Here is a 20,120-nt window from a genome sequence, read left to right as displayed (position 1 = left end):
GCCAGCCCCTCGCCGCCGCATCTTCCTCTCCCCACGGGGAGAGACTGGCGCGGGCAAAGCCCGCGACGGATGAGGAGGAAATTGCAACCGGCCCCGTTCAGACGAAAAGATCGACCTTCTCGAACTTCGTCACGTCGATGATGCCGACGTCCGAGATCCTCAGCTCCGGAATCACCACGAGCGCCAGCAGCGAGTGCTGCATATAGGCGTTGTTGAGCGTGCAGCCGGCGGCCCGCATCGCTTCCGTCAGCTTCGCCGCCTTCGCCGCCACCACCTCGGCGCGCTCGTCCGACATCAGCCCGGCGATCGGCATCTCCACCAGCGCGATCTCCTTGCCCTGCGAATAGAGCACCACCCCGCCGCCGACCTCGCCGAGCCGGTTCGCCGCCTTCGCCATGTCCTGCTTGCTGGTGCCCACGACGATCATGTGGTGCGAATCATGCGCCACCGTCGAGGCCAGCGCGCAATCGGCCATGTAGCCGAAGCCGGAGACGAAGCCGTTGGTGACGCCGCCCGTCCCGCGGTGCCGCTCCACCAGTGCGATCTGGCAGACGTCGTTGCGCCGGTCCATCCGCACGATGCCCTGCTCGACCGGCAGATCGGCCTCCAGCGCCCGCGTCGGCGCCTGGTTCTCGATCACGCCGATCACCCGCGCCCGCACCTCGTTGGCCCCTTCCGGGGCCTCGACGTCGAAATCGGCCGCCTTCAGCTTGCGGCCGAGCTTCACCGTCTTCTTGGCGCTCGCCAGATAGTCGTAGGGGGGAATGTCGGCCTCGAGCCTGCCGCCCTTGGCGAGCCTCACGCCGCGCGCATAAACCTCGTCGATCTTCAATTCCGCCAGATCCGAGACGATCAGGAAATCGGCCAGTCTCCCCGGCGCGATCGAGCCGATCTCGCGCTCCAGCCGGAAATGCTGCGCGGTGTTGATCGTCGCCATCTGGATCGCGGTCACCGGCGCCAGCCCTTGCGCGATCGCGTGGCGCACCACGCGGTCCATATGGCCGTCATCGACCAGCGTTCCCGAATGGCTGTCGTCGGTGCACAGGATGAAGCTGCGCGGATCGAGACCCTGCTCGGTCACCGCCTTGATCTGCGAGGCAACGTCGTACCAGGCCGAGCCCAGCCGCAGCATCGCCTTCATGCCCTGGCGCACGCGCGCGACCGCGTCCTCCACGCAGGTCCCCTCATGGTCGTCCTCCGGTCCGCCGGCGACATAGCCGTGGAAGGCGAGCCCCAGGTCGCGCGAGGCATAGTGCCCGCCGACCGTCTTGCCGGCCTTCACGGTCGCGGCGATCTCCGCCACCATCGTCTCGTCGTTCGCGGCCACGCCGGGAAAATTCATCACCTCGCCGAGCCCGATGATGTTGGGCCATTTCATCGCCTCGGCGACGTCCGCCGCCGTCAGCTGCGCGCCGGCATTCTCGAGCCCCGGCGCCGAAGGCACGCAGGACGGCATCTGCACATGCACGTTGATCGGCATGGCCAGCGCCTCGTCATGCATCAGCCGCACGCCGTCGAGGCCGAGCACGTTGGCGATCTCGTGCGGATCGATGAACATCGAGGTGGTGCCGTGCGGGATCACGGCGCGGCAGAATTCGGTGACCGTGACCATGCCGCTCTCGACATGCATGTGCGCGTCGCAGAGTCCCGGCACGAGATAGCGCCCGCCCGCGTCCACCACCTTGGTGCCCTTGCCGATGGCATGGCCGGCATTCGGCCCGCAATAGGCGAAGCGCCCGGCGACGATCGCGATGTCGGTCGCCGCGATCACCTCGCCCGAATGCACGTTCACCCATCTTCCGTTGCGGATGACGAGATCGGCCGCCGCCCGCCCGGTCGCCACGTCGACGAGCTGGGGCGCCGCGTCCGTCCAGGATTTCGGCCGCTGAAAGGCATTCTTCGACTTTGCGGGCATGAAGGGGTTTCTCCGTTTTCCCGAGTTTGCCAAGCCTTCCCTGAATTTGCCAGTGCCGCGTCGACCCGGTTCCGCACCTGCCGCATCGCCTTTGGACCACGACCAAAGAAGGCTTGACACCGCCGTTCCCCTTGCCGTCACATGCGTTGCGTCGAAACGTCGCGCCGGCAATTCCGCAGCAGGGGGCTGCCCGCCGGGCCGCGTCATCAAGAACAACGATCGGGAGGATCGACATGCGTTCACTTTTGGCCTCGCTCGCGGCAGCCGCGGCGATGTTGGTCGCGCCGGGACTTGCCGGGGCGCAATCCTATCCGGAGCGGGACATCACCATCGTGGTTCCCTTCTCCGCCGGCGGGCCCACCGACACGGTGACGCGACTCGTCGCCGAGGCGATGTCGAAGGATCTCGGCAGGCAGATCATCGTCGAGAATGTCGGCGGCGCCGGCGGCACGCTGGGCGCGGGCCGCGTCGCGGATGCCGAGCCCGACGGCTACACGCTGCTTCTCCACCATATCGGCATGGCCACCAGCGCCACGCTCTACCGCTCGCTGCCCTACGACACGCTCGACGCCTTCGAATATGTCGGCCTCGTCACCGAGGTGCCGATGACGATCGTCGCGCGCAAGGACCTCGAGCCCGCCGACCTCGCCGGCCTCATCGAATACGCCAAGGCGAACGCCGACACCGTCACCGTCGCCAATGCCGGCATCGGCGCTGCCTCGCATCTGTGCGGCATGCTGTTCATGAGCGCGATCGAGACGCCGCTGGTCACCGTTCCCTATCAGGGCACCGGGCCGGCCATGCAGGACCTGCTCGGCGGCCAGGTCGACATCATGTGCGACCAGACCACCAACACCACCAAGCAGATCCAGGGCGGGACCATCAAGGCCTATGCGGTGACCTCGGCCGAGCGCCTCGACGTGCTGCCCGACATTCCGACCGCGATCGAGGGCGGGCTCGCCGACTTCCAGGTCGGCATCTGGCACGGCCTCTACGCGCCCAAGGGCACGCCGGCCGAGATCGTCGAGCGTCTTTCGCAGTCGCTGCAGGTCGCGCTCGCCAACGAGAACGTCGCCGCCCGTTTCGCCGAACTCGGCACCACGCCCTCGCCCAAGGAGGACGCGACGCCGGCCGCCCTGAAGGCGAAACTCGAGGGCGAGATCGCCCGCTGGAAGCCGGTCATCGACGCCGCGGGGCAGTACGCGGACTGATGTCGGCGATCGCGGGGCGCGCGGAAACATGACGGCGTGCCCCGCAATGTCCGGGAAATTCCGCGCGCTGCGACGCGGATCCCGCTGCAAACCGCCACGCGAGGCAGGAAAAGCATGAAATCGCTAAGCTTCGACCGCACGAACCTGGCGTGCGGTCTCATCTTCATCGGCTTCGGCCTGTTCTTCGCCATCCAGTCGCTCGGCATGCAGATCGGCACCGCCTTCCGCATGGGGCCGGGCTATTTCCCGCTGGTGCTGGCCTGCATCCTCGTCATTCTCGGCGCGGTCATCGTGGTCGGCTCCGCGACCGCCGAGGGCGAGCCGCTCGGGCCGATCGCCTGGCGCGGCATGCTCCTCATCCTGCCCGCGCCGGTCTTCTTCGGATTGACCGTGCGCGGCCTCGGCTTCGTGCCGGCGCTGTTCTGCACGGCGCTGATCGCCTCCTTCGCGTCGCGGCGCATGTCGCTGGCGAAGGCGCTGGTGCTGTCGGCCCTGCTCACGGCCTTCTCGGTCGCCGTCTTCTCCTACGGGCTCGGCCTGCCGTTCCAGCGCTTCGGCCCCTGGACCCGCTGGTGAGGCGCCGCTGATGGAACTCATCGACCACCTCGCCCTCGGCTTCGCCACGGCCATGTCGCCGTGGAACCTCGTCTTCTGCCTGGTCGGCGTGCTGCTCGGCACGCTGATCGGCGTGCTGCCCGGCATCGGCGCGACCGCCACCATCGCCATGCTCCTGCCGATCACCTTCCAGCTCGAGCCGGTCTCGGCGCTGATCATGCTCGCCGGCATCTACTACGGCGCCCAATATGGCGGCTCCACCACGGCCATCCTCATCAACATGCCCGGCGAATCCTCCTCCGCCGTCACCGCGATCGACGGCTACCAGATGGCGCGCAAGGGTCGCGCCGGCGTCGCGCTCGCCGTCGCCGCGCTCGGCTCCTTCTTCGCCGGCACGGTCTCCACCCTGCTCGTCGCGCTCTTTGCCCCGCCGCTCACCGTGATCGCGCTGAAATTCGGCTCGGCGGAATATTTCTCGCTGATGGTGGTCGGCCTCATCTCCTCCATCGCGCTCGCCCACGGCTCGGTCGTCAAGGCGCTCGCCATGGTGGTGCTCGGTCTGCTCCTCGGCCTCGTCGGCCAGGACATCTATTCCGGCACGGCCCGTTTCACCCTCGGCATCCGCGAATATGCCGACGGCTTGAACTTCGTCGCGGTCGCGGTCGGCATGTTCGGCATCGCGGAGATCCTGCGCAATCTGGAGAATGAAAACACCCGCTCCGCCCTGATGAGCAGGGTCACAGGGCTGATCCCCACCCGCGAGGATTTCCGCCGCATGGCCGCGCCCATCCTGCGCGGCACGGCGCTCGGCTCGGCGCTCGGCATCCTGCCGGGCGGCGGCGCCATCCTCGCTGCCTTTGCCTCCTACACGGTCGAAAAGCGCGTTTCCAAGACGCCCGAGGAATTCGGCCACGGCGCGATCGAGGGCGTCGCCGGCCCCGAATCGGCCAACAATGCCGGCGCGCAGACCTCCTTCATCCCGCTTCTCACCCTCGGCATCCCCGCCAATCCGGTGATGGCGCTGATGATCGGCGCGATGATCATCCAGGGCATCGTCCCCGGCCCCAACGTGGCCGCCGAGCAGCCGGCGCTGTTCTGGGGCATCATCGCCTCGATGTGGATCGGCAATCTGATGCTCGTCATCCTCAATTTGCCGCTCATCGGGCTGTGGGTGAAGCTTCTGACGATCCCCTACTACGTGCTCTTCCCGATCATCATGGCGTTCTGCTCGATCGGCGTCTACAGCGTCGCCTCCAACGCCTTCGACCTCTATTCCGTCGCCTTCTTCGGCTTCCTCGGCTACGTGCTGACCAAGCTGCGCTGCGAGCCGGCGCCGCTGCTTCTTGGCTTCGTGCTCGGCCCGCTGCTCGAGGAGCATCTGCGCCGCGCCATGATCATCTCGCGCGGCGACCCCTCGGTCTTCCTCACGCGCCCGATCAGCGCGACGCTGCTCGCGCTCGCCGCCGTGGTGCTCGTCATCGTCTTCCTGCCGTCGATCCGCAGGAAGCGCGAGGAGGTGTTCGTCGAGGAGGATTGACAGGCGAGATGGTGCGGACGACGGGAATCGAACCCGTACGGTCGAGGACCGAGGGATTTTAAGTCCCTTGCGTCTACCAGTTCCGCCACGTCCGCGCGGGCTCCCTTTTCAGGGGTTTCGCGCGGAACGTCAACTGCCCTGAAGCCTTGTCAGCGTCGAACGAAGACCGGCCGGTAGACGACCATCGGCTCATATGCCCAGGGGTCCATGCTCGCCCGGTAGCGGCGGGCGGCGCGCCGGTCGAGATCCAGCCGCTGCAGGCATTCGGCGAAAGCGTCGTTCTTGCGGGTGAAGCCGTAGGAGCGGCATTCCGCCTCGTCGCGGGCGCGCTGCTCCTCCGGCGTGATCGTGGTGCAGCCGGCCAGCAGCGCCGCGAGGCCGATCGCAAACAAGGATGCTTTTCGCATGATGGTCACCTGACGTGAGGCGTCGAGCCTCGGGCGGGATTGAGACTTTTTGCAGGCAGCCGCGCCATCCCGCGAGGACGCCGCGCAGGCCCGGTCAGATCACGGCCACGCCGGCGTCGCGCGCGGCGGCGATGAAGGCGGCGCGTGCCATCGCGGCCGATTTGATGCCGTCGAGCGCGTCCTGGCAGGCGCGGATCGCCTTGCGTGCCGACGGGCACGATTTCACCGGCCACGCGCCGGTCAGGCACTCCATCGCCTCGAACGCGTCCGCCACGACACGCTCGCGGCCCTCGACGAAGATCACGACGGGATGAAATGAGCGCGCGCTCATGATTGCTCGCCCTCTTGCTGTTGCGGATATGCGTTTGTCATGGCTCAGAAAACTGGGCTCAGGGGAACAGGCGCGATTCCTGTGCCGCGCGGATGAAGGTGTGCCGCGCCGCATGCGCCGGCGCGCGGCCTTCCATCGCCGCCGAACAGGCGCGGCTTGCGGCGTAGTACCATTTTCCCCGTGTTTCCGGCCAGGCACCGCGCAGGGCGGCGCTGGCTTCGACTGCGCTGCGAACTTCGGTCACCCCGAACTCCGCCCGCAAACGGACCGGCTCGTGAAAGTCGGTATTGTTGCTCATGACCCTTCCTCGCGAAATCTTACCGCTCAACGCACGGCGTGATCGGTAGTTCCCCACGTGAGGGAACTTTTTCATTTAAAGAGAGTCGGCGCAAGTTGAACTATTGTCGTCCCGCGAAAGCCTTCTCCGCCATACGGCGGATGAAGGTGACCACCTTCGCCGTCACCGCATATTGGGGCATGTGGCCGACGCCCTCGACGATCTCGAGATCGAGGTCGGCGACCTTGCCCTTCATCGCGAGCCCGTGCCGGCGATGGTCGAGCACGCGGTCGCTGTCGCCGAAGAGAATGCCGACCGGGACCTTCAGCTCGCCATAGCGTTTTTCCAGGCGCGGAAGCTCGTGCTCCAGCGCGACGAGGTCGGTCGAGGTGGCGTAGAAATGGCCGGGCCTGAGGCCGGCGAGCGCACCGCCCTCCACCGCGTAGTCCGCCGGCGGCTGCTGCGGGCCGAACACGAAATCGATCGTCTTCCGCGAATTCTTGACCGACATCGGCACCGCAAGCGTGTGCGCGATCAGTCGCCGCCTCAACGGCGAGCGGATCGCGAGCGCCTCGAATTCGGGCTTCACCTCCTCCTCGAAATGCGTCAGCGGCGAGATCAGCGCCAGCCCCGACACCGCGCCGGGACGGTCGAGCGCCGCCGCCAATGCCACCGCGCCGCCCAGCGAATGGCCGACGAGCAGCGGTCTTTCCAGGCCGAGTTCCTCGATGAAGCGGTGGACGAAATGCGCCTGCTCGGACAGCCGGCCCTCCCAGCCGGCGCCGCGCGTCGAATAGCCGGAGCCCGGCCTGTCCATCGCGATCAGCCGGTAGCCGTCGCCGAATTCCTCCATCAGCGGACGGCGCAGATGGTGGAGCGTGCCGCCGAGCCCGTGGATCAGCAGGATCGGCGGCCCCTCGCCGCGCTCGACATAATGCACCTCGCGGCCGTCGATGGTGATGAACTTGCCGAGCGCGGGCACCTGCCGCTCGGCCTCGCGCGCGATCCGTCGCGTGACATGGGCGAAATAGCCCCCGACCAGCAGGACCAGCACGGCGGCCGCCGAAAGCACGCTGAAAACTGCGGATAACGCCGTCATTGCCTGCCCCGCCTCGTAAAGCCTCAGCTTAGCCGAGATCGGCTTACGGGCAAGCGCCTCAGAACCTGTCGACGACGGTGACGCCCGAGGCCTCGAACCGGTCCATCGCCATCAGCGCGTCGACCGATTCCTCGAGGCTGATCCGGCTGCCCACCAGCAGTTCCGGCTTCAGCCTGCCGCTCTCGATCATGTCGAGCATGGCGCCGTAGCGGAAGGCCTGCATGCCGTGGCTGCCGAGGATTTCGAGCTCGTTGGCGATCACCCTGGCCATCGGCACTTTCGGCGTCGCATGGTCGGCGAGCATCAGCCCCACCTGCACGTGCCGGCCCCGCTTGCGCAGGTTGGCGATCGAGTTGAAGCAGGTCTCGGGATGGCCGAGCGCGTCGAGCGAGAGATGCGCGCCGCCCTTCGTGATCTCGCTTACCGCTTCCACCACGTCGGTCGCCTTGCGCGCGTTCACGGTCGCCGCCGCACCGAGGCGGCGGGCCAAGTCGAGCTTCTCGTCGGAAATGTCGATCGCCACCACGTTCGCGCCGGCCGCACCCGCGATCATCACCGCCGAGAGGCCGACGCCGCCGCAGCCGTGCACGGCCACCCATTCGCCGGCCGACACCCTGCCCTGGTCGACGACGGCGCGGAACGAGGTCACGAAGCGGCAGCCGAGGCTCGCCGCCGTCACGTAGTCCATCGCATCCGGCAGGCGCACGAGATTGATGTCGGCATGGTCGATGCGCACCAGCTCGGCGAAAGAACCCCAATGGGTAAAGCCCGGCTGGAACTGGTGGTCGCAGACCTGGTGATTGCCCGAATGGCATTCGTGGCAGGCGCCGCAGCCGCCGACGAAGGGAACCGTCACCCGGTCGCCGACCTTCCAGTTGGCGACGTCGCGGCCCACCTCGGCGATCTCTCCCGCCAGCTCGTGGCCGGGCACGTGCGGCAGCACGATGTCGGGGTCGTGGCCCATCCAGCCGTGCCAGTCGCTGCGGCAGACGCCGGTCGCGCGGACCTTGATGACCACGCCGTGGCGCTCGGGCGCGGGATCGGGAACCGACCTGATCTCCGGCCGCTCGCCGAATGCCTCGAAAAGAACCGCCTTCATGCCCGACCTCGTTTCGCGTCGCTCGTTTCTCGCGCGCGTCGTTATCACGAGGGCGGGCTGCCCCGGAAGCCTGCCGCGACGAAAAAGGGCGGGCGGCCCCCCGGTCGCCCGCCCCGCTGCCCGCGGGCCCTTGCCTCAGCCGTGCAGCTTGTTCGCGATCTCGGCGACGCGCTTGCCCTGGAACCTGGCGCCTTCCAGCTCCTGCTCGGAAGGCTGGCGCGAACCGTCGCTGTCCGAGGTGGTCGTCATGCCGTAGGGCGAGCCGCCGCGCACCGTATCGTTGCCGGACTGGCCCTGATAGGCGTAGGAGAGCGGCACGATGATCATGCCGTGATGCTGCAGGGAAACCTGCGCGCTGATGATCGAGAATTCCGCGCCGCCATGCTGCGTGGCGGTGGACGAGATGACCGAGGCGATCTTGTTGACCAGCGCGCCCTTGGCCCAGAGCGGCCCGGTCTGGTCGAGGAAATTCTTCATCTGCGCCGCCATCGCGCCGTAGCGCGTGGAGATGCCCAGGATGATCGCGTCGTAATTCTCCAGTTCCAGCGGCTCGGCGATCGGCGCCTCCTGGTCGAGCTTGTAATGTGCCGCCTTGGCGACCTCGAGCGGCACCAGTTCCGGCACGCGCTTGATCGTCACGTCGGCGCCGGCGTCGCGCGCGCCTTCGGCCGCCGATTTCGCCATGGCCTCCATGTGACCCCAGCTCGAATAGTACAGCACCAGCACCTTGGCCATTCTCGTCTCCTTCTGGCTTTCCGTTCCGCGATGGCGCGGCCGAAAAGCCGCGTCCGGTGAAAGCTAGCGTGCTGGCCGTTCATCGCAACCGTGCTGATTGCCGACAGATCGTTCACCGAACGGCACCCATTGCCGGTTGCCGAACGCGGCGTTATGTGCAGTAAGCCGCAGCAACCGGACTCTGACCATGACCGATATCATTACCGCCGCGATGATCGTCATCGGCGACGAAATTCTCTCCGGACGCACCAAGGACAGGAACATCGGCCACCTCGCCGACGTCATGACCGCGATCGGCATCGACCTGAAGGAAGTCAGGATCGTGCCCGACGAGGAGGACGAGATCGTCGCCGCGGTGAACGCGCTGCGTGCCCGCCATGCCTACGTCTTCACCACCGGCGGCATCGGCCCCACCCATGATGACATCACCGCCGATTCGGTGGCCAAGGCCTTCGGCGTGCCCTGCGAGTACGACGCGCGCGCCTATGCGATGATGGAGGCGCATTACGCGGCGCGCGACATGGAGTTCACAGAGGCGCGCAAGCGCATGGCGCGCATGCCGGTCGGCGCCGAGCACATCGACAATCCGGTCTCGCTGGCGCCCGGCTTCCGCATCGGCAACGTCCATGTCATGGCCGGCGTACCGGCGATCTTCCAGGCGATGCTCGACAATGTCGTCCCGACCTTACGCACCGGCGTGAAGCTCCTGTCGCGGACCGTGCACTGCCCTTTCGGCGAGGGCGTTATCGGCGGGCCGCTGGCCGATATCCAGAAGGCTTTCCCCGACACCATCATCGGCTCCTATCCGAAATATCAGGACGGCACCTTCTGGACCGAGCTCGTGGTGCGCTCGCGATCGCCCGAATCGCTCGCCGCGGCGACCGCCGCGGTTCAGGCGATGGTCGATGGTCTCGGCCCAAGGAGCTGAAAGGATTCGTTTTATTTTCCGGCCTCAACTCTCTCTTTCGGGGCGGCGTCAATCGGCATATGATCGGCAAGGCGCAGGGGTGAAAGAACGGTTTCCTGCAACTCCCGGTGCGTTTCCTAGGGAAACCAATCCGCTTCCGCCCCGTTGTGGCGTTGGGAAATCATGGAGGCCGTTATGAGCTACAAGACCCTACTTGCCGTGCTTCAGAGCAAGGAAGACGCGACGCGCGTGCTCGACTGCGCCGTGCCGCTCGCCAGCCATCTGTCGGCGCATCTCATCGGCATCCATGCCGAGCCGATGCCAATTCCCTATGCGACGCCGATGGGCTTTCCCGACACCGATTTCATCGCCGCCGGCACCGAGCTCAACCAGCAGCGCAGCGACGAGATCAAGGCCCTCTTCCAGTCGCGCGTCTCGCGCGAGGGCCTGTCGTCCGAATGGCAGGCGATGGAAAGCTTCTCCGGCGACAGCGCCCTGAGCGCGGTCGGCGTCGCGCGCTCCTGCGACCTCGTGGTCGTCCAGCAATCCGATCCCGAGCAGAGCTCCGCCTCGATCGCCAATGTCGAGGCACTTCTGTTCGAGAGCGGTCGGCCGGTGCTGTTCGTGCCTTACGCCGCCCCCGTCAACATTCCCTTCAAGAAGGTGCTCGTCGCCTGGAACGGCACCCATGAGGCGGCCCGCGCGACCTTCGACGCCCTCCCCTTCATCGTCGCCGCCAGGGAGGTGGAGATCCTCAGCCTGGACGCCTCCGACACCGCCAACCAGGACAGCGCCGTCGCCGGCGCCGACATCTCGTCCGCCCTCGCGCGCCACGGCGCGAAGATCACCTTTTCCAGCGAGGTCACCGCGGGCCTTTCCGCCGGCGAGGCGATCGAGAACCAGATCGCCGAGACCGGCGCCGACCTGCTCGTGATGGGCGCCTACAGCCAGTCCTGGCTGAAGGAGTTCTTCTTCGGCGGCGCGACGCGCACGCTGCTGCGCTCCATGCCGACGGCCACGCTGATGTCGCGCTGAGCACGCCGATGTTCGGTTGTCCCTCGTTCCGCCTCGGGGCGCTCGCTAGGCATGAGAGGAAGCGGGGATGAAGGAAGGTATCGTCGTGTTTTCTCCGGAGGAAGAGGATGTCTATGACTGGAGCGGTCGGCAGATCTTACCGGAAATACGAAGGCATATCCGGGCCGGAAATTGCGTCAGGATTCAGGTCCAAGACGAAGCCAACGATTATGTCGAAGCTGTTTACGTCGATATCACTGAGGTAGATGAGCAGGATATTCTTCACGGCATCGTTCAGGACATACATAGATCTGAAATGCCTGATGGAATTGAGACGTTCCGTGTCGAGAACGGGGAAACCATAAGCTTCGCGAGGCGAAGCGTGATCGAAATTCCGCATGATTGGGAAGAGAATGAGAACCTTCGCGATCTGGTGGAACAGGCTCTAACAGGCCCCGCCCGATCCATGACGGGGATCTTGGATAATTCCGGCAAGGGCTGACCCTGGACCGTACGGGCCTGCGACCGCACTTGCCAGACGGCCCGCTTTCCGGTTAATTCCGCGCGCATTCCATCTGGCCGCGCGCACCGGAGTGCCCTCATGTCGCTACCTGAAAAAGCTTTCCCCGTTTCCTGGGATCAATTCCACCGTGACGCCCGCGCGCTCGCCTGGCGGCTGGCCGGCGTGAACGGCAAATGGAAGGCGATCGTCTGCATCACGCGCGGCGGGCTGGTGCCGGCCGCGGTCATCTCGCGCGAGTTGGAGATCAGGCTCATCGAGACGGTCTGCGTCGCCTCCTATCACGACTACACCGAGCAGGGCGAGCTCAAGGTCCTCAAGGAGATCAACCCTGCTTTGCTCGAAAACGACGGCGAAGGCGTGCTGATCGTCGACGACCTCACCGACACCGGCAAGACCGCGGCCATCGTCCGCGCCATGATGCCGAAGGCGCATTTCGCCACGGTCTATGCCAAGCCGAAGGGCCGCCCCCTCGTCGATACCTTCGTCACGGAAGTCTCCCAGGACACCTGGATCTACTTCCCCTGGGACATGGGCTTCACCTATCAGAAGCCGATCGCCGACAACCGTATCGACTGATCCCGCGCCGACTGGTTCCCGCAGCGAAGCTTGCGCGGGGCCTTCCGCACTTGAAAAATGCCGCCACCGACCCGAAATGGGTAGGGTGTTTACGTATTTTTTGCTTTCGTAACACAGAATTAACCCTGATAATTGTGAGACGGCAAACGAATCGTCTGAAAGGCAATCGTCCACCCATGTTCATGAGCCACGGTACCCGCAACCATCTCACGGATCGCATCCGCCGCCTGTTCGGCGGCATGCCGTGCCGTGTGCAGGTCGCGGCATTGCCCTGGCGCAGGGCCAAGGACGGCGTCGAGGTGTTGCTGGTCACGAGCCGGGGAACCGGCCGCTGGGTGCTGCCCAAGGGCTGGCCGGAGAACGACGAGCTGCCGCACGAGGCCGCCGCGCGCGAGGCACTCGAGGAGGCCGGCGTCGACGGCGCCATCTCGCATCAGGAGATCGGCCGCTTCTTCTACGGGAAGATGCTGCCGTCAGGGATGGAATGGCGTTGCGAGGTCATGGTCTTCCCGATGGAGGTCGACCACATCGCCGACAAATGGCCGGAGCGCAAGAAGCGCCGCCGCCGCTGGTTCGCGCCCAGGGACGCCGCTAGGCTGGTGGACGAAAAGGATTTGAGCGAACTCATCGCCGAATTCGGCGTTAATCCACGGAAATTCGCCGCCTGAGCCTGGCCCGAACCTCTCAAGCCTTGAGATATGCGGCCATCTTGCCTAAGCGGATGAGCGATAGCCGGGTGTGATCCGCGCGGCGACCGACATCCGACTGTTACAGGAAAGCCGATGGCCGACACTGCCGCTGAAGCGCGGAAGGACACCCTCGACAAGGATCTCGACAAGATCGTCTATGTCGAGGAAGCGACGAGCTTCGTGGCGCGCGGGCTCGTCGCGCCCGGTCTGGGGCTCCTGTTTCTCGCGCTTTCCGCCGTCGCCGCATCCCTCTTCGTCTTCGGCGAGCCGCGCGCCGTCATCATCATCGCCGCCGCCGCGATCGGCGCCTACATGGCCCTCAACATCGGCGCCAACGACGTCGCCAACAATGTCGGCCCGGCCGTCGGCGCCAAGGCGCTCACCATGGGCGGCGCGCTCGCCATCGCCGCCATATTCGAGACCGCTGGCGCGCTGATCGCCGGCGACGACGTCGTCTCCACGATTTCGAGCGGCATCGTCGATCCGGCGACGATCGCCGACCCCAACGTCTTCATCCGGCTGATGATGGCCGCCCTCATCTCCTCCGCGCTCTGGGTCAACCTCGCCACCTGGATCGGCGCGCCGGTTTCCACCACCCATGCGGTCGTCGGCGGCGTCGTCGGCTCGGGCGTGGCCGCCGCGGGCTTTGCGGCCGTCGATTGGCACGTGATGGGCGGCATCGCCGCGAGCTGGGTGATCTCGCCGGTCCTCGGCGGCATCGTCGCCGCCGCGTTCCTCGCCTTCGTCAAGTCCGCGATCATCTATCAGGACGACAAGATCACCGCCGCGCGCCGCTGGGTGCCGCTCCTGATCGCCATCATGGCCGGATCGTTCGCCGCCTATCTCGCCACCAAGGGCCTCAAGAACCTCGTCGACCTCTCCGGCTTCCACATCGCCCTTTTCGGGTTGGCAAGCTTTGTGATCGTCTGGGTGCTCGCGCATTTCGGCGTGCGCCGCCAGTCAGAAGGCATGGAGAACCGCAACCAGTCGCTGCGCAAGCTCTTCAACATTCCGCTGATCTTCTCCGCCGCCCTGCTCTCCTTCGCCCATGGCGCCAACGACGTCGCCAACGCCGTCGGCCCGCTCGCCGCGATCGTCCACACCGCCAGCGACAGCGACGTCGCCTCCTCCGTCCAGATTCCGCTCTGGGTCATGCTGATCGGCGCCGCCGGCATCTCGATCGGCCTCATCCTCTTCGGGCCCAAGCTCATCCGCATGGTCGGCGAGCAGATCACCAAGCTCAATCCGATGCGCGCCTTCTGTGTCGCGCTGTCGGCGGCGATCACCGTCATCGTCGCCTCCTGGTTCGGCCTTCCCGTCAGCTCGACGCACATCGCCGTCGGCGCGGTCTTCGGCGTCGGCTTCTTCCGCGAATGGTACACGGCGAAGTCCCCTCGCCGCCGCCGCTATCTGGAACGCAAGATGGAGCGCCTGCGCGTCGAACGCAGCGCGAACGGCATTGAGCCGGCCGAAATCGCGGCGGAAACGGAGGACGAATCCGACGGCGCCGACGCGCCGCCGATCTCCCGCGAGGAGATCAATCGCCGCCGCCTCGTGCGCCGCGCCCACGTGACGACGATCGTCGCCGCCTGGGTGACCACGGTTCCCGCCTCGGCGATCCTTTCCGGCCTCGTCTTCCTGGTCCTCAACGCGCTTGCCTGAGAGGCCGCCCCGCGCCTCGCGGGGCCGCGCAAGCCGCCACCTTTTCGTGACAGGCCCATGACGGACCGTTGCGCGAGGATGGATTCGACGGTGCCCGGCGCACGCCCAAGGCGTGGAAATTATTTGCGCTTCTCCCCACTATCCACATTTTCGACGCACAAGATGTTGGGGTCACAAAACTTCCGAAAACGAACTCTTGACGGCGGCATGCGAGTCGACTTTTATGGGTGACGCGCTTCCGTTGCGGGCGTGACCGGCGAGTTTCGTACACGGTCCTTTTTTCCAGATTTAGCGTGCGATTGCGAAATGGGGCTGCCCGACATCCATGGCGGGCGGCATGGAGGTTTCTCGTGCGTTTTTTAGACGAAGTACGGGGTCGATAGGGTGGCGTAAATCAGTTGTTAACACTATATTTAGTGTTTGCGCGCATCCTGAACGCAAGATAATGTGGGAATTCTCCGATGGAGAAAAACTCACAACGAGGCAATCAAGCGGACCTGCCAAGGCCGATCGCAGCCCGGATTTCCGCCCTTCGCGGCGGTTTTCGGGCAAGCTTTCGGCTTCGGTCGAGAGAGATGGCTGCGGCCGTTCGGTCGCGGAGATGGCGGACAGGTGTCAGTAGGCTTTCGGGAACACGCGTGCTTCCCGCCGAAAGACACTATATATAGACTAAAGGGACGAAGAAGATGCGGATCGAGCGGCGTTTCACGAAGGAAGGTCAGTCAGCCTATGCGGAGATCGAGTTCCGCAAGGCCACCAGCGAGATCAAGAATCCGGACGGCTCGATCGTCTTCCGGCTTGCCGACATCGACGTGCCGGCGCAGTTCAGCCAGGTCGCGGCCGACATCCTGGCCCAGAAATATTTCCGCAAGGCCGGCGTGCCGGCGCGCCTCAAGAAGATCGAGGAGAACGACGTCCCCTCCTTCCTGTGGCGCTCCGTCGCCGACGAGGCCGAGCTCGCCAAGCTGCCCGAAGATGAGCGCTACACCTCCGAGACCGACGCCCGCCAGGTCTTCGACCGGCTCGCCGGCACCTGGACCTACTGGGGCTGGAAGGGCAGGTATTTCGCCAGCGAGGATGACGCCCGCGCGTTCAAGGACGAGCTTTCCTACATGCTCGCCACGCAGCGCGTCGCGCCCAACTCGCCGCAATGGTTCAACACCGGCCTGCACTGGGCCTACGGCATCGACGGCCCGGGCCAGGGCCATTTCTACGTCGATCCCTTCACCGGCAAGCTGACCAGGTCCAAGTCGGCCTACGAGCATCCCCAGCCGCATGCCTGCTTCATCCAGTCCGTGCAGGACGACCTCGTCAACGAGGGCGGCATCATGGATCTGTGGGTGCGCGAGGCGCGCCTCTTCAAATACGGCTCCGGCACCGGCTCCAACTTCTCCTTCCTGCGCGGCGAGGGCGAGAAGCTCTCGGGCGGCGGCAAGTCGTCGGGCCTGATGAGCTTCCTGAAGATCGGCGACCGCGCCGCCGGCGCCATCAAGTCGGGCGGCACGACGCGCCGCGCCGCCAAGATGGTCGTGGTCGACATCGACCATCCCGACATCGAGGAATATATCGACTGGAAGGTGAAGGAGGAGCAGAAGGTCGCGTCGCTCGTCACCGGCTCCAAGATCGTCAGGCAGCACATGACGGCGATCATGAAGGCCTGCGTAAACTGCGAGGCCGACAATGGCGACTGCTTCGACCCGGCCAAGAATCCGGCGCTGAAGCGCGAGATCCGCGCCGCCAAGAAGAACGCGGTTCCGGAGAACTACATCAAGCGCGTCATCCAGTTCGCGCAGCAGGGCTACACCTCGCTCGAGTTCAAGACCTACGACACCGACTGGGATTCGGAGGCCTACCTCACCGTCTCCGGCCAGAACTCCAACAATTCGGTCTCGCTCAAGGATAACTTCCTGCGCGCCGTCGAGGCCGACGGCGACTGGAACCTCACCGCCCGCAAGGACGGCAGGGTGATGAAGACGCTGAAGGCGCGCGACCTGTGGGAGAAGATCGGCTACGCCGCCTGGGCCTCCGCCGATCCGGGCCTGCACTTCAACACCACGATGAACGACTGGCACACCTGTGCCTCGGCCGGCGCCATCCGCGCCTCGAACCCGTGCTCGGAATACATGTTCCTCGACGACACGGCCTGCAACCTCGCCTCGATCAACCTCCTGCCCTACCGCAATCAGGACGGCACGATCGACATCGCCGCCTACGAGCATACGGTGCGGCTGTGGACCGTCGTCCTCGAAATCTCGGTGATGATGGCGCAGTTCCCGTCGAAGGAGATCGCCCGCCTCTCCTACGAATACCGCACGCTCGGCCTCGGCTACGCCAATATCGGCGGTCTCCTGATGACCTCCGGCATCCCCTACGATTCGGATGAGGGCCGCGCGCTCGGCGGCGCCCTGACGGCGATCATGACCGGCATCGCCTACGCCACCTCCGCCGAGATGGCCGGCGAGCTCGGCGCCTTCGCCGACTACGACCGCAACGCGGAGAACATGCTGCGCGTCATGCGCAACCACCGCCGCGCCGCCTATGGCGACAAGGACGGCTACGAGAAGCTCGCCGTCAACCCGGTGCCGCTCAACGCCGACCATGTCTGGCAGAAGGAGCTCGTCGACCACGCCCGCGCCGCCTGGGACCGCGCCATCGAGCTCGGCGAGGAGCACGGCTACCGCAACGCCCAGGCGACCGTCATCGCGCCGACCGGCACGATCGGCCTCGTCATGGACTGCGACACCACCGGCATCGAGCCCGACTTCGCGCTGGTGAAGTTCAAGAAGCTCGCCGGCGGCGGCTATTTCAAGATCATCAACCGCGCCGTGCCGGAGGCGCTGCGCACGCTCGGCTATTCCGAGGCGCAGATCGCCGAGATCGAGGCCTATGCCGTCGGCCACGGCAATCTGAACCAGGCGCCGGGCGTCAATCCGGGCTCGCTCAAGGCCAAGGGCTTCACCGACGAGAAGATCGCCGCCCTCAACGCCGCGCTCGGCCAGGCCTTCGACATCAAGTTCGTCTTCAACAAATGGACGCTCGGCGAGGATTTCTGCCGCGACGCGCTCGGCTTCACCGACGAGCAGCTGAACGACTTCTCCTTCGAGATGCTGCCCGCGCTCGGCTTCTCCAGGAAGGACATCGAGGCCGCCAACATCCATGTCTGCGGCGCGATGACGCTCGAGGGCGCGCCCTTCCTGCAGGACAAGCACCTGCCCGTCTTCGACTGCGCCAATCCGTGCGGCAAGATCGGCAAGCGCTTCCTGTCGGTCGAAAGCCACATCCGCATGATGGCGGCCGCCCAGCCCTTCATCTCGGGCGCCATCTCCAAGACGATCAACATGCCCAACGAGGCGACCGTCGAGGACTGCAAGGAAGCGTACATGCTGTCCTGGAAGCTGGCGCTGAAGGCCAACGCGCTCTACCGCGACGGCTCGAAGCTCTCGCAGCCGCTCAACGCCTCGCTTCTGTCCGACGATGAGGAGGAGACCGAGGACCTCATCGAGGAACTCGTCGCCGCCCCCACCGCGCAGAAAGCGGCGATCGTCACCGAGAAGATCGTCGAGCGCATCGTGGAAAAGGTCGTGCGCGACCGCGAGAAGCTGCCGAACCGCCGCAAGGGCTACACCCAGAAGGCGGTCGTCGGCGGGCACAAGGTGTATCTCCGCACCGGCGAGTTCGACGACGGACGCCTCGGCGAGATCTTCATCGACATGCACAAGGAAGGCGCCGCCTTCCGCGCCATGATGAACAATTTCGCCATCGCGATCTCGCTCGGCCTGCAATATGGCGTGCCGCTCGACGAATATGTCGAGGCCTTCACCTTCACCAAGTTCGAGCCGGCCGGCATGGTCCAGGGCAACGACGCGATCAAGAACGCGACGTCGATCCTCGACTACGTCTTCCGCGAACTGGCGATCTCCTATCTCGGCCGCCACGACCTCGCCCATGTCGACACGTCGGACTTCTCCAACACCTCGCTCGGCAAGGGCATCTCGGAAGGCAAGGCGCAGGCGGTCTCCAAGGGCCTGACCCGCGGCGCGCCGCTCAAGGTCGTCGCCGGTCCGGGCCTCGGCGGTTCGGAGCCGAAGGGTTTCAGCGGCGGCGGCACCAACGCCACCGCGACGCCCGCCAAGGCGGCGCCGACCGCGTTCGCCGGCTCCAATGTCCGCGCGATCTCGACGGCCGCGACGGTGACGGCGCTCAAGCCGACGGTCTCCGAGCTGCGCGAGGAGGCCACCGCCTTCAAGCGCGACTATGAGGAGCGTGCCCGCGAGTTCACCGAGGAAAGCGCCGAGGAAGACGCCGCCGAGACCTCGTCGGCTTCGGCGATGTTCTCCGACGCCGCCGCCCGGGAGGCTTCCGACGCCAAGGCGCTCGCCGCCGACCGGCGCATGAAGTCGATGATGCAGGGCTACACCGGCAATTCCTGCTCGGAATGCCAGAACTTCACCATGGTGCGCAACGGCACCTGCGAGAAGTGCGACACCTGCGGCGCGACGAGCGGGTGCTCGTGATCGCTAATTGAAATTACGGGACTAAGTTTTCGGCCCGGTCTTGCGACCGGGCCGAAATTGTAAAAGCAGCAATGTGGAAGCGGGCGAAAACCACTCTCCCCCGGCAAGGGAACTAGCTGCGCGAGCCGCGAGCGATCACGGTATTCCTACCAACCACCGATCCTGCGCCACCTGCCCTTCACCGAAAGGCCTTCGCACCGAAGCTGATCGGCACCCCGCAGTGTCGCTTGAAATCACCGAAGCGCATGTTTCGGTGCCGCGGGCAATTGCCGTTGGCCTTGTGGGGCTTGCACAAAAGACAACCCGCACGGGCGCTCTTGGCGCGTCTTCTCCTGAAATGCATCGTAACCTCCGAAGTCCGGTACGCCCCCACGGCGCACGCGCATCTTTCGAAGGAGTAATGCTTTCATCTTCATCCTCGAAGAATAAGATACGCGAAGATCGCCGTCCACATTGCAAGCTCGCCCCATGCCGCCCGTCCATGTCGATCCCGCCAAGGTCCGTGAATTCCCCGACGCCGACGGCTTCTATCGCTGGCTCGGCGACAATCACGACCGTGCCGACGAGCTGTGGATCAGGATCCACAAGGTTTCGTCCGGCCTGCCGTCGATCACGCCCAGGGAGGCGATCGACGTCTGCCTTTGCTGGGGCTGGATCGACGGCATCCGCAAGAGCCTCGACGAAAGGAGCTTTCTCCAGCGCTACACGCCGCGCGGACGAAGGAGCACCTGGAGCCGCATCAATGTCGACAACGTCGCGCGCCTGATCGCCGAGGGCCGCATGACCATGCATGGTCTCGCCCAGGTCGATGCGGCGAAGGCCGACGGGCGCTGGGACCGCGCCTATGCGGGCGTCAAGGACATGGAACTGCCGGCCGACCTCCTCGCCGCGATCGAGGCCGAGCCCCGTGCGAAAGCCATGCTTGCGACGCTCACCTCGCAGAACCGCTTCGCGCTCGCCTTCCGCGTGCACAACATGAGGACCGACGCCGGCCGCTCGAGGAAGATCGCGCAATTCGTCGGCATGCTGAAGCGCGGCGAAACGATCTACCCGCAACGGAAGAAATGAG

Annotated in this window: 18 protein-coding genes and 1 tRNA gene; 11 read left to right on the top strand and 8 right to left on the bottom strand. The window is 65.7% G+C overall.

Annotation, left to right across the window (positions count from 1 at the left end; translation table 11 throughout):
• Window positions 1-97 precede the first annotated feature (97 nt).
• A complete protein-coding gene (gene ade, locus XW59_RS09015; protein WP_047144631.1) occupies window positions 98-1,915 on the bottom strand; it encodes an adenine deaminase in 1,818 nt (605 codons plus the stop codon).
• A gap of 233 nt (window positions 1,916-2,148) precedes the next feature.
• On the opposite strand from ade, the gene XW59_RS09010 reads away from it, so the two are divergent.
• The 3 genes from XW59_RS09010 to XW59_RS09000 all read left to right on the top strand — a co-directional run bounded on the left by XW59_RS09010 (window position 2,149) and on the right by XW59_RS09000 (window position 5,218).
• A complete protein-coding gene (locus tag XW59_RS09010) occupies window positions 2,149-3,126 on the top strand; it encodes a tripartite tricarboxylate transporter substrate-binding protein (protein WP_047144630.1) in 978 nt (325 codons plus the stop codon).
• Between the two features lie 114 nt (window positions 3,127-3,240).
• Window positions 3,241-3,702 carry a tripartite tricarboxylate transporter TctB family protein gene (locus XW59_RS09005; RefSeq protein WP_047144629.1) on the top strand — a complete coding sequence of 154 codons (462 nt, stop codon included), beginning with the start codon at window positions 3,241-3,243 and terminating at the stop codon, window positions 3,700-3,702.
• A gap of 10 nt (window positions 3,703-3,712) precedes the next feature.
• Window positions 3,713-5,218 carry a tripartite tricarboxylate transporter permease gene (locus XW59_RS09000; RefSeq protein ID WP_047144628.1) on the top strand — a complete coding sequence of 502 codons (1,506 nt, stop codon included), beginning with the start codon at window positions 3,713-3,715 and terminating at the stop codon, window positions 5,216-5,218.
• Window positions 5,219-5,227: 9 nt separating this feature from the next.
• Here the strand turns inward: XW59_RS09000 and XW59_RS08995 are convergent.
• The 7 genes from XW59_RS08995 to wrbA all read right to left on the bottom strand — a co-directional run bounded on the left by XW59_RS08995 (window position 5,228) and on the right by wrbA (window position 9,166).
• Window positions 5,228-5,313 (bottom strand) — tRNA-Leu (locus XW59_RS08995).
• Between the two features lie 54 nt (window positions 5,314-5,367).
• Window positions 5,368-5,625, bottom strand: a complete 258-nt coding sequence (locus XW59_RS08990) for a hypothetical protein (RefSeq protein ID WP_047144944.1) — start codon at window positions 5,623-5,625, stop codon at window positions 5,368-5,370.
• 94 nt (window positions 5,626-5,719) lie between these two features.
• Complete coding sequence (locus XW59_RS08985; RefSeq protein WP_047144627.1) at window positions 5,720-5,956, bottom strand: DUF982 domain-containing protein; 237 nt, start codon at window positions 5,954-5,956, stop codon at window positions 5,720-5,722.
• Between the two features lie 58 nt (window positions 5,957-6,014).
• Window positions 6,015-6,254: a DUF982 domain-containing protein gene (locus XW59_RS08980; protein WP_047144626.1), complete on the bottom strand. Its 240-nt coding sequence runs from the start codon at window positions 6,252-6,254 to the stop codon at window positions 6,015-6,017.
• Window positions 6,255-6,354: 100 nt separating this feature from the next.
• A complete protein-coding gene (locus XW59_RS08975; protein WP_047144625.1) occupies window positions 6,355-7,332 on the bottom strand; it encodes an alpha/beta fold hydrolase in 978 nt (325 codons plus the stop codon).
• A 58-nt stretch (window positions 7,333-7,390) separates the two neighbouring features.
• On the bottom strand, window positions 7,391-8,431 hold the full coding sequence (locus XW59_RS08970) for a zinc-dependent alcohol dehydrogenase family protein (RefSeq protein ID WP_047144943.1): 1,041 nt from the start codon (window positions 8,429-8,431) through the stop codon (window positions 7,391-7,393).
• A gap of 135 nt (window positions 8,432-8,566) precedes the next feature.
• The gene (wrbA, locus tag XW59_RS08965) at window positions 8,567-9,166 is read right to left on the bottom strand and encodes an NAD(P)H:quinone oxidoreductase (protein WP_047144624.1); all 600 of its coding nucleotides are present in this window, start codon (window positions 9,164-9,166) and stop codon (window positions 8,567-8,569) included.
• Window positions 9,167-9,353: 187 nt separating this feature from the next.
• Between wrbA and XW59_RS08960 the strand changes: the two genes are divergently transcribed.
• The 8 genes from XW59_RS08960 to XW59_RS08925 all read left to right on the top strand — a co-directional run bounded on the left by XW59_RS08960 (window position 9,354) and on the right by XW59_RS08925 (window position 20,119).
• Window positions 9,354-10,094, top strand: a complete 741-nt coding sequence (locus tag XW59_RS08960) for a competence/damage-inducible protein A (RefSeq protein ID WP_047144623.1) — start codon at window positions 9,354-9,356, stop codon at window positions 10,092-10,094.
• Between the two features lie 174 nt (window positions 10,095-10,268).
• Entirely contained in the window at window positions 10,269-11,108 is an 840-nt protein-coding gene (locus XW59_RS08955; protein WP_047144942.1) for a universal stress protein, read from the top strand.
• Window positions 11,109-11,175: 67 nt separating this feature from the next.
• Window positions 11,176-11,589 carry a hypothetical protein gene (locus XW59_RS08950; RefSeq protein WP_047144622.1) on the top strand — a complete coding sequence of 138 codons (414 nt, stop codon included), beginning with the start codon at window positions 11,176-11,178 and terminating at the stop codon, window positions 11,587-11,589.
• A 99-nt stretch (window positions 11,590-11,688) separates the two neighbouring features.
• Window positions 11,689-12,186, top strand: a complete 498-nt coding sequence (gpt, locus tag XW59_RS08945) for a xanthine phosphoribosyltransferase (protein WP_047144621.1) — start codon at window positions 11,689-11,691, stop codon at window positions 12,184-12,186.
• Window positions 12,187-12,362: 176 nt separating this feature from the next.
• Window positions 12,363-12,854, top strand: coding sequence for an NUDIX hydrolase (locus tag XW59_RS08940; RefSeq protein ID WP_047144620.1), 492 nt, complete (start codon window positions 12,363-12,365; stop codon window positions 12,852-12,854).
• Between the two features lie 114 nt (window positions 12,855-12,968).
• Window positions 12,969-14,537, top strand: coding sequence for an inorganic phosphate transporter (locus XW59_RS08935; protein ID WP_047144619.1), 1,569 nt, complete (start codon window positions 12,969-12,971; stop codon window positions 14,535-14,537).
• A gap of 686 nt (window positions 14,538-15,223) precedes the next feature.
• Window positions 15,224-19,051: a vitamin B12-dependent ribonucleotide reductase gene (locus XW59_RS08930; RefSeq protein WP_047144618.1), complete on the top strand. Its 3,828-nt coding sequence runs from the start codon at window positions 15,224-15,226 to the stop codon at window positions 19,049-19,051.
• Window positions 19,052-19,519: 468 nt separating this feature from the next.
• Window positions 19,520-20,119: a YdeI/OmpD-associated family protein gene (locus XW59_RS08925; RefSeq protein WP_047144617.1), complete on the top strand. Its 600-nt coding sequence runs from the start codon at window positions 19,520-19,522 to the stop codon at window positions 20,117-20,119.
• Window position 20,120 lies beyond the last annotated feature (1 nt).

Source organism: Aquamicrobium sp. LC103 (assembly GCF_001014615.2).
Taxonomy (GTDB): Bacteria; Pseudomonadota; Alphaproteobacteria; order Rhizobiales; family Rhizobiaceae; genus LBCQ02.
Note: the sequence above shows the minus strand (reverse complement) of the source record. Positions and strands in the feature narration are given on the sequence as shown.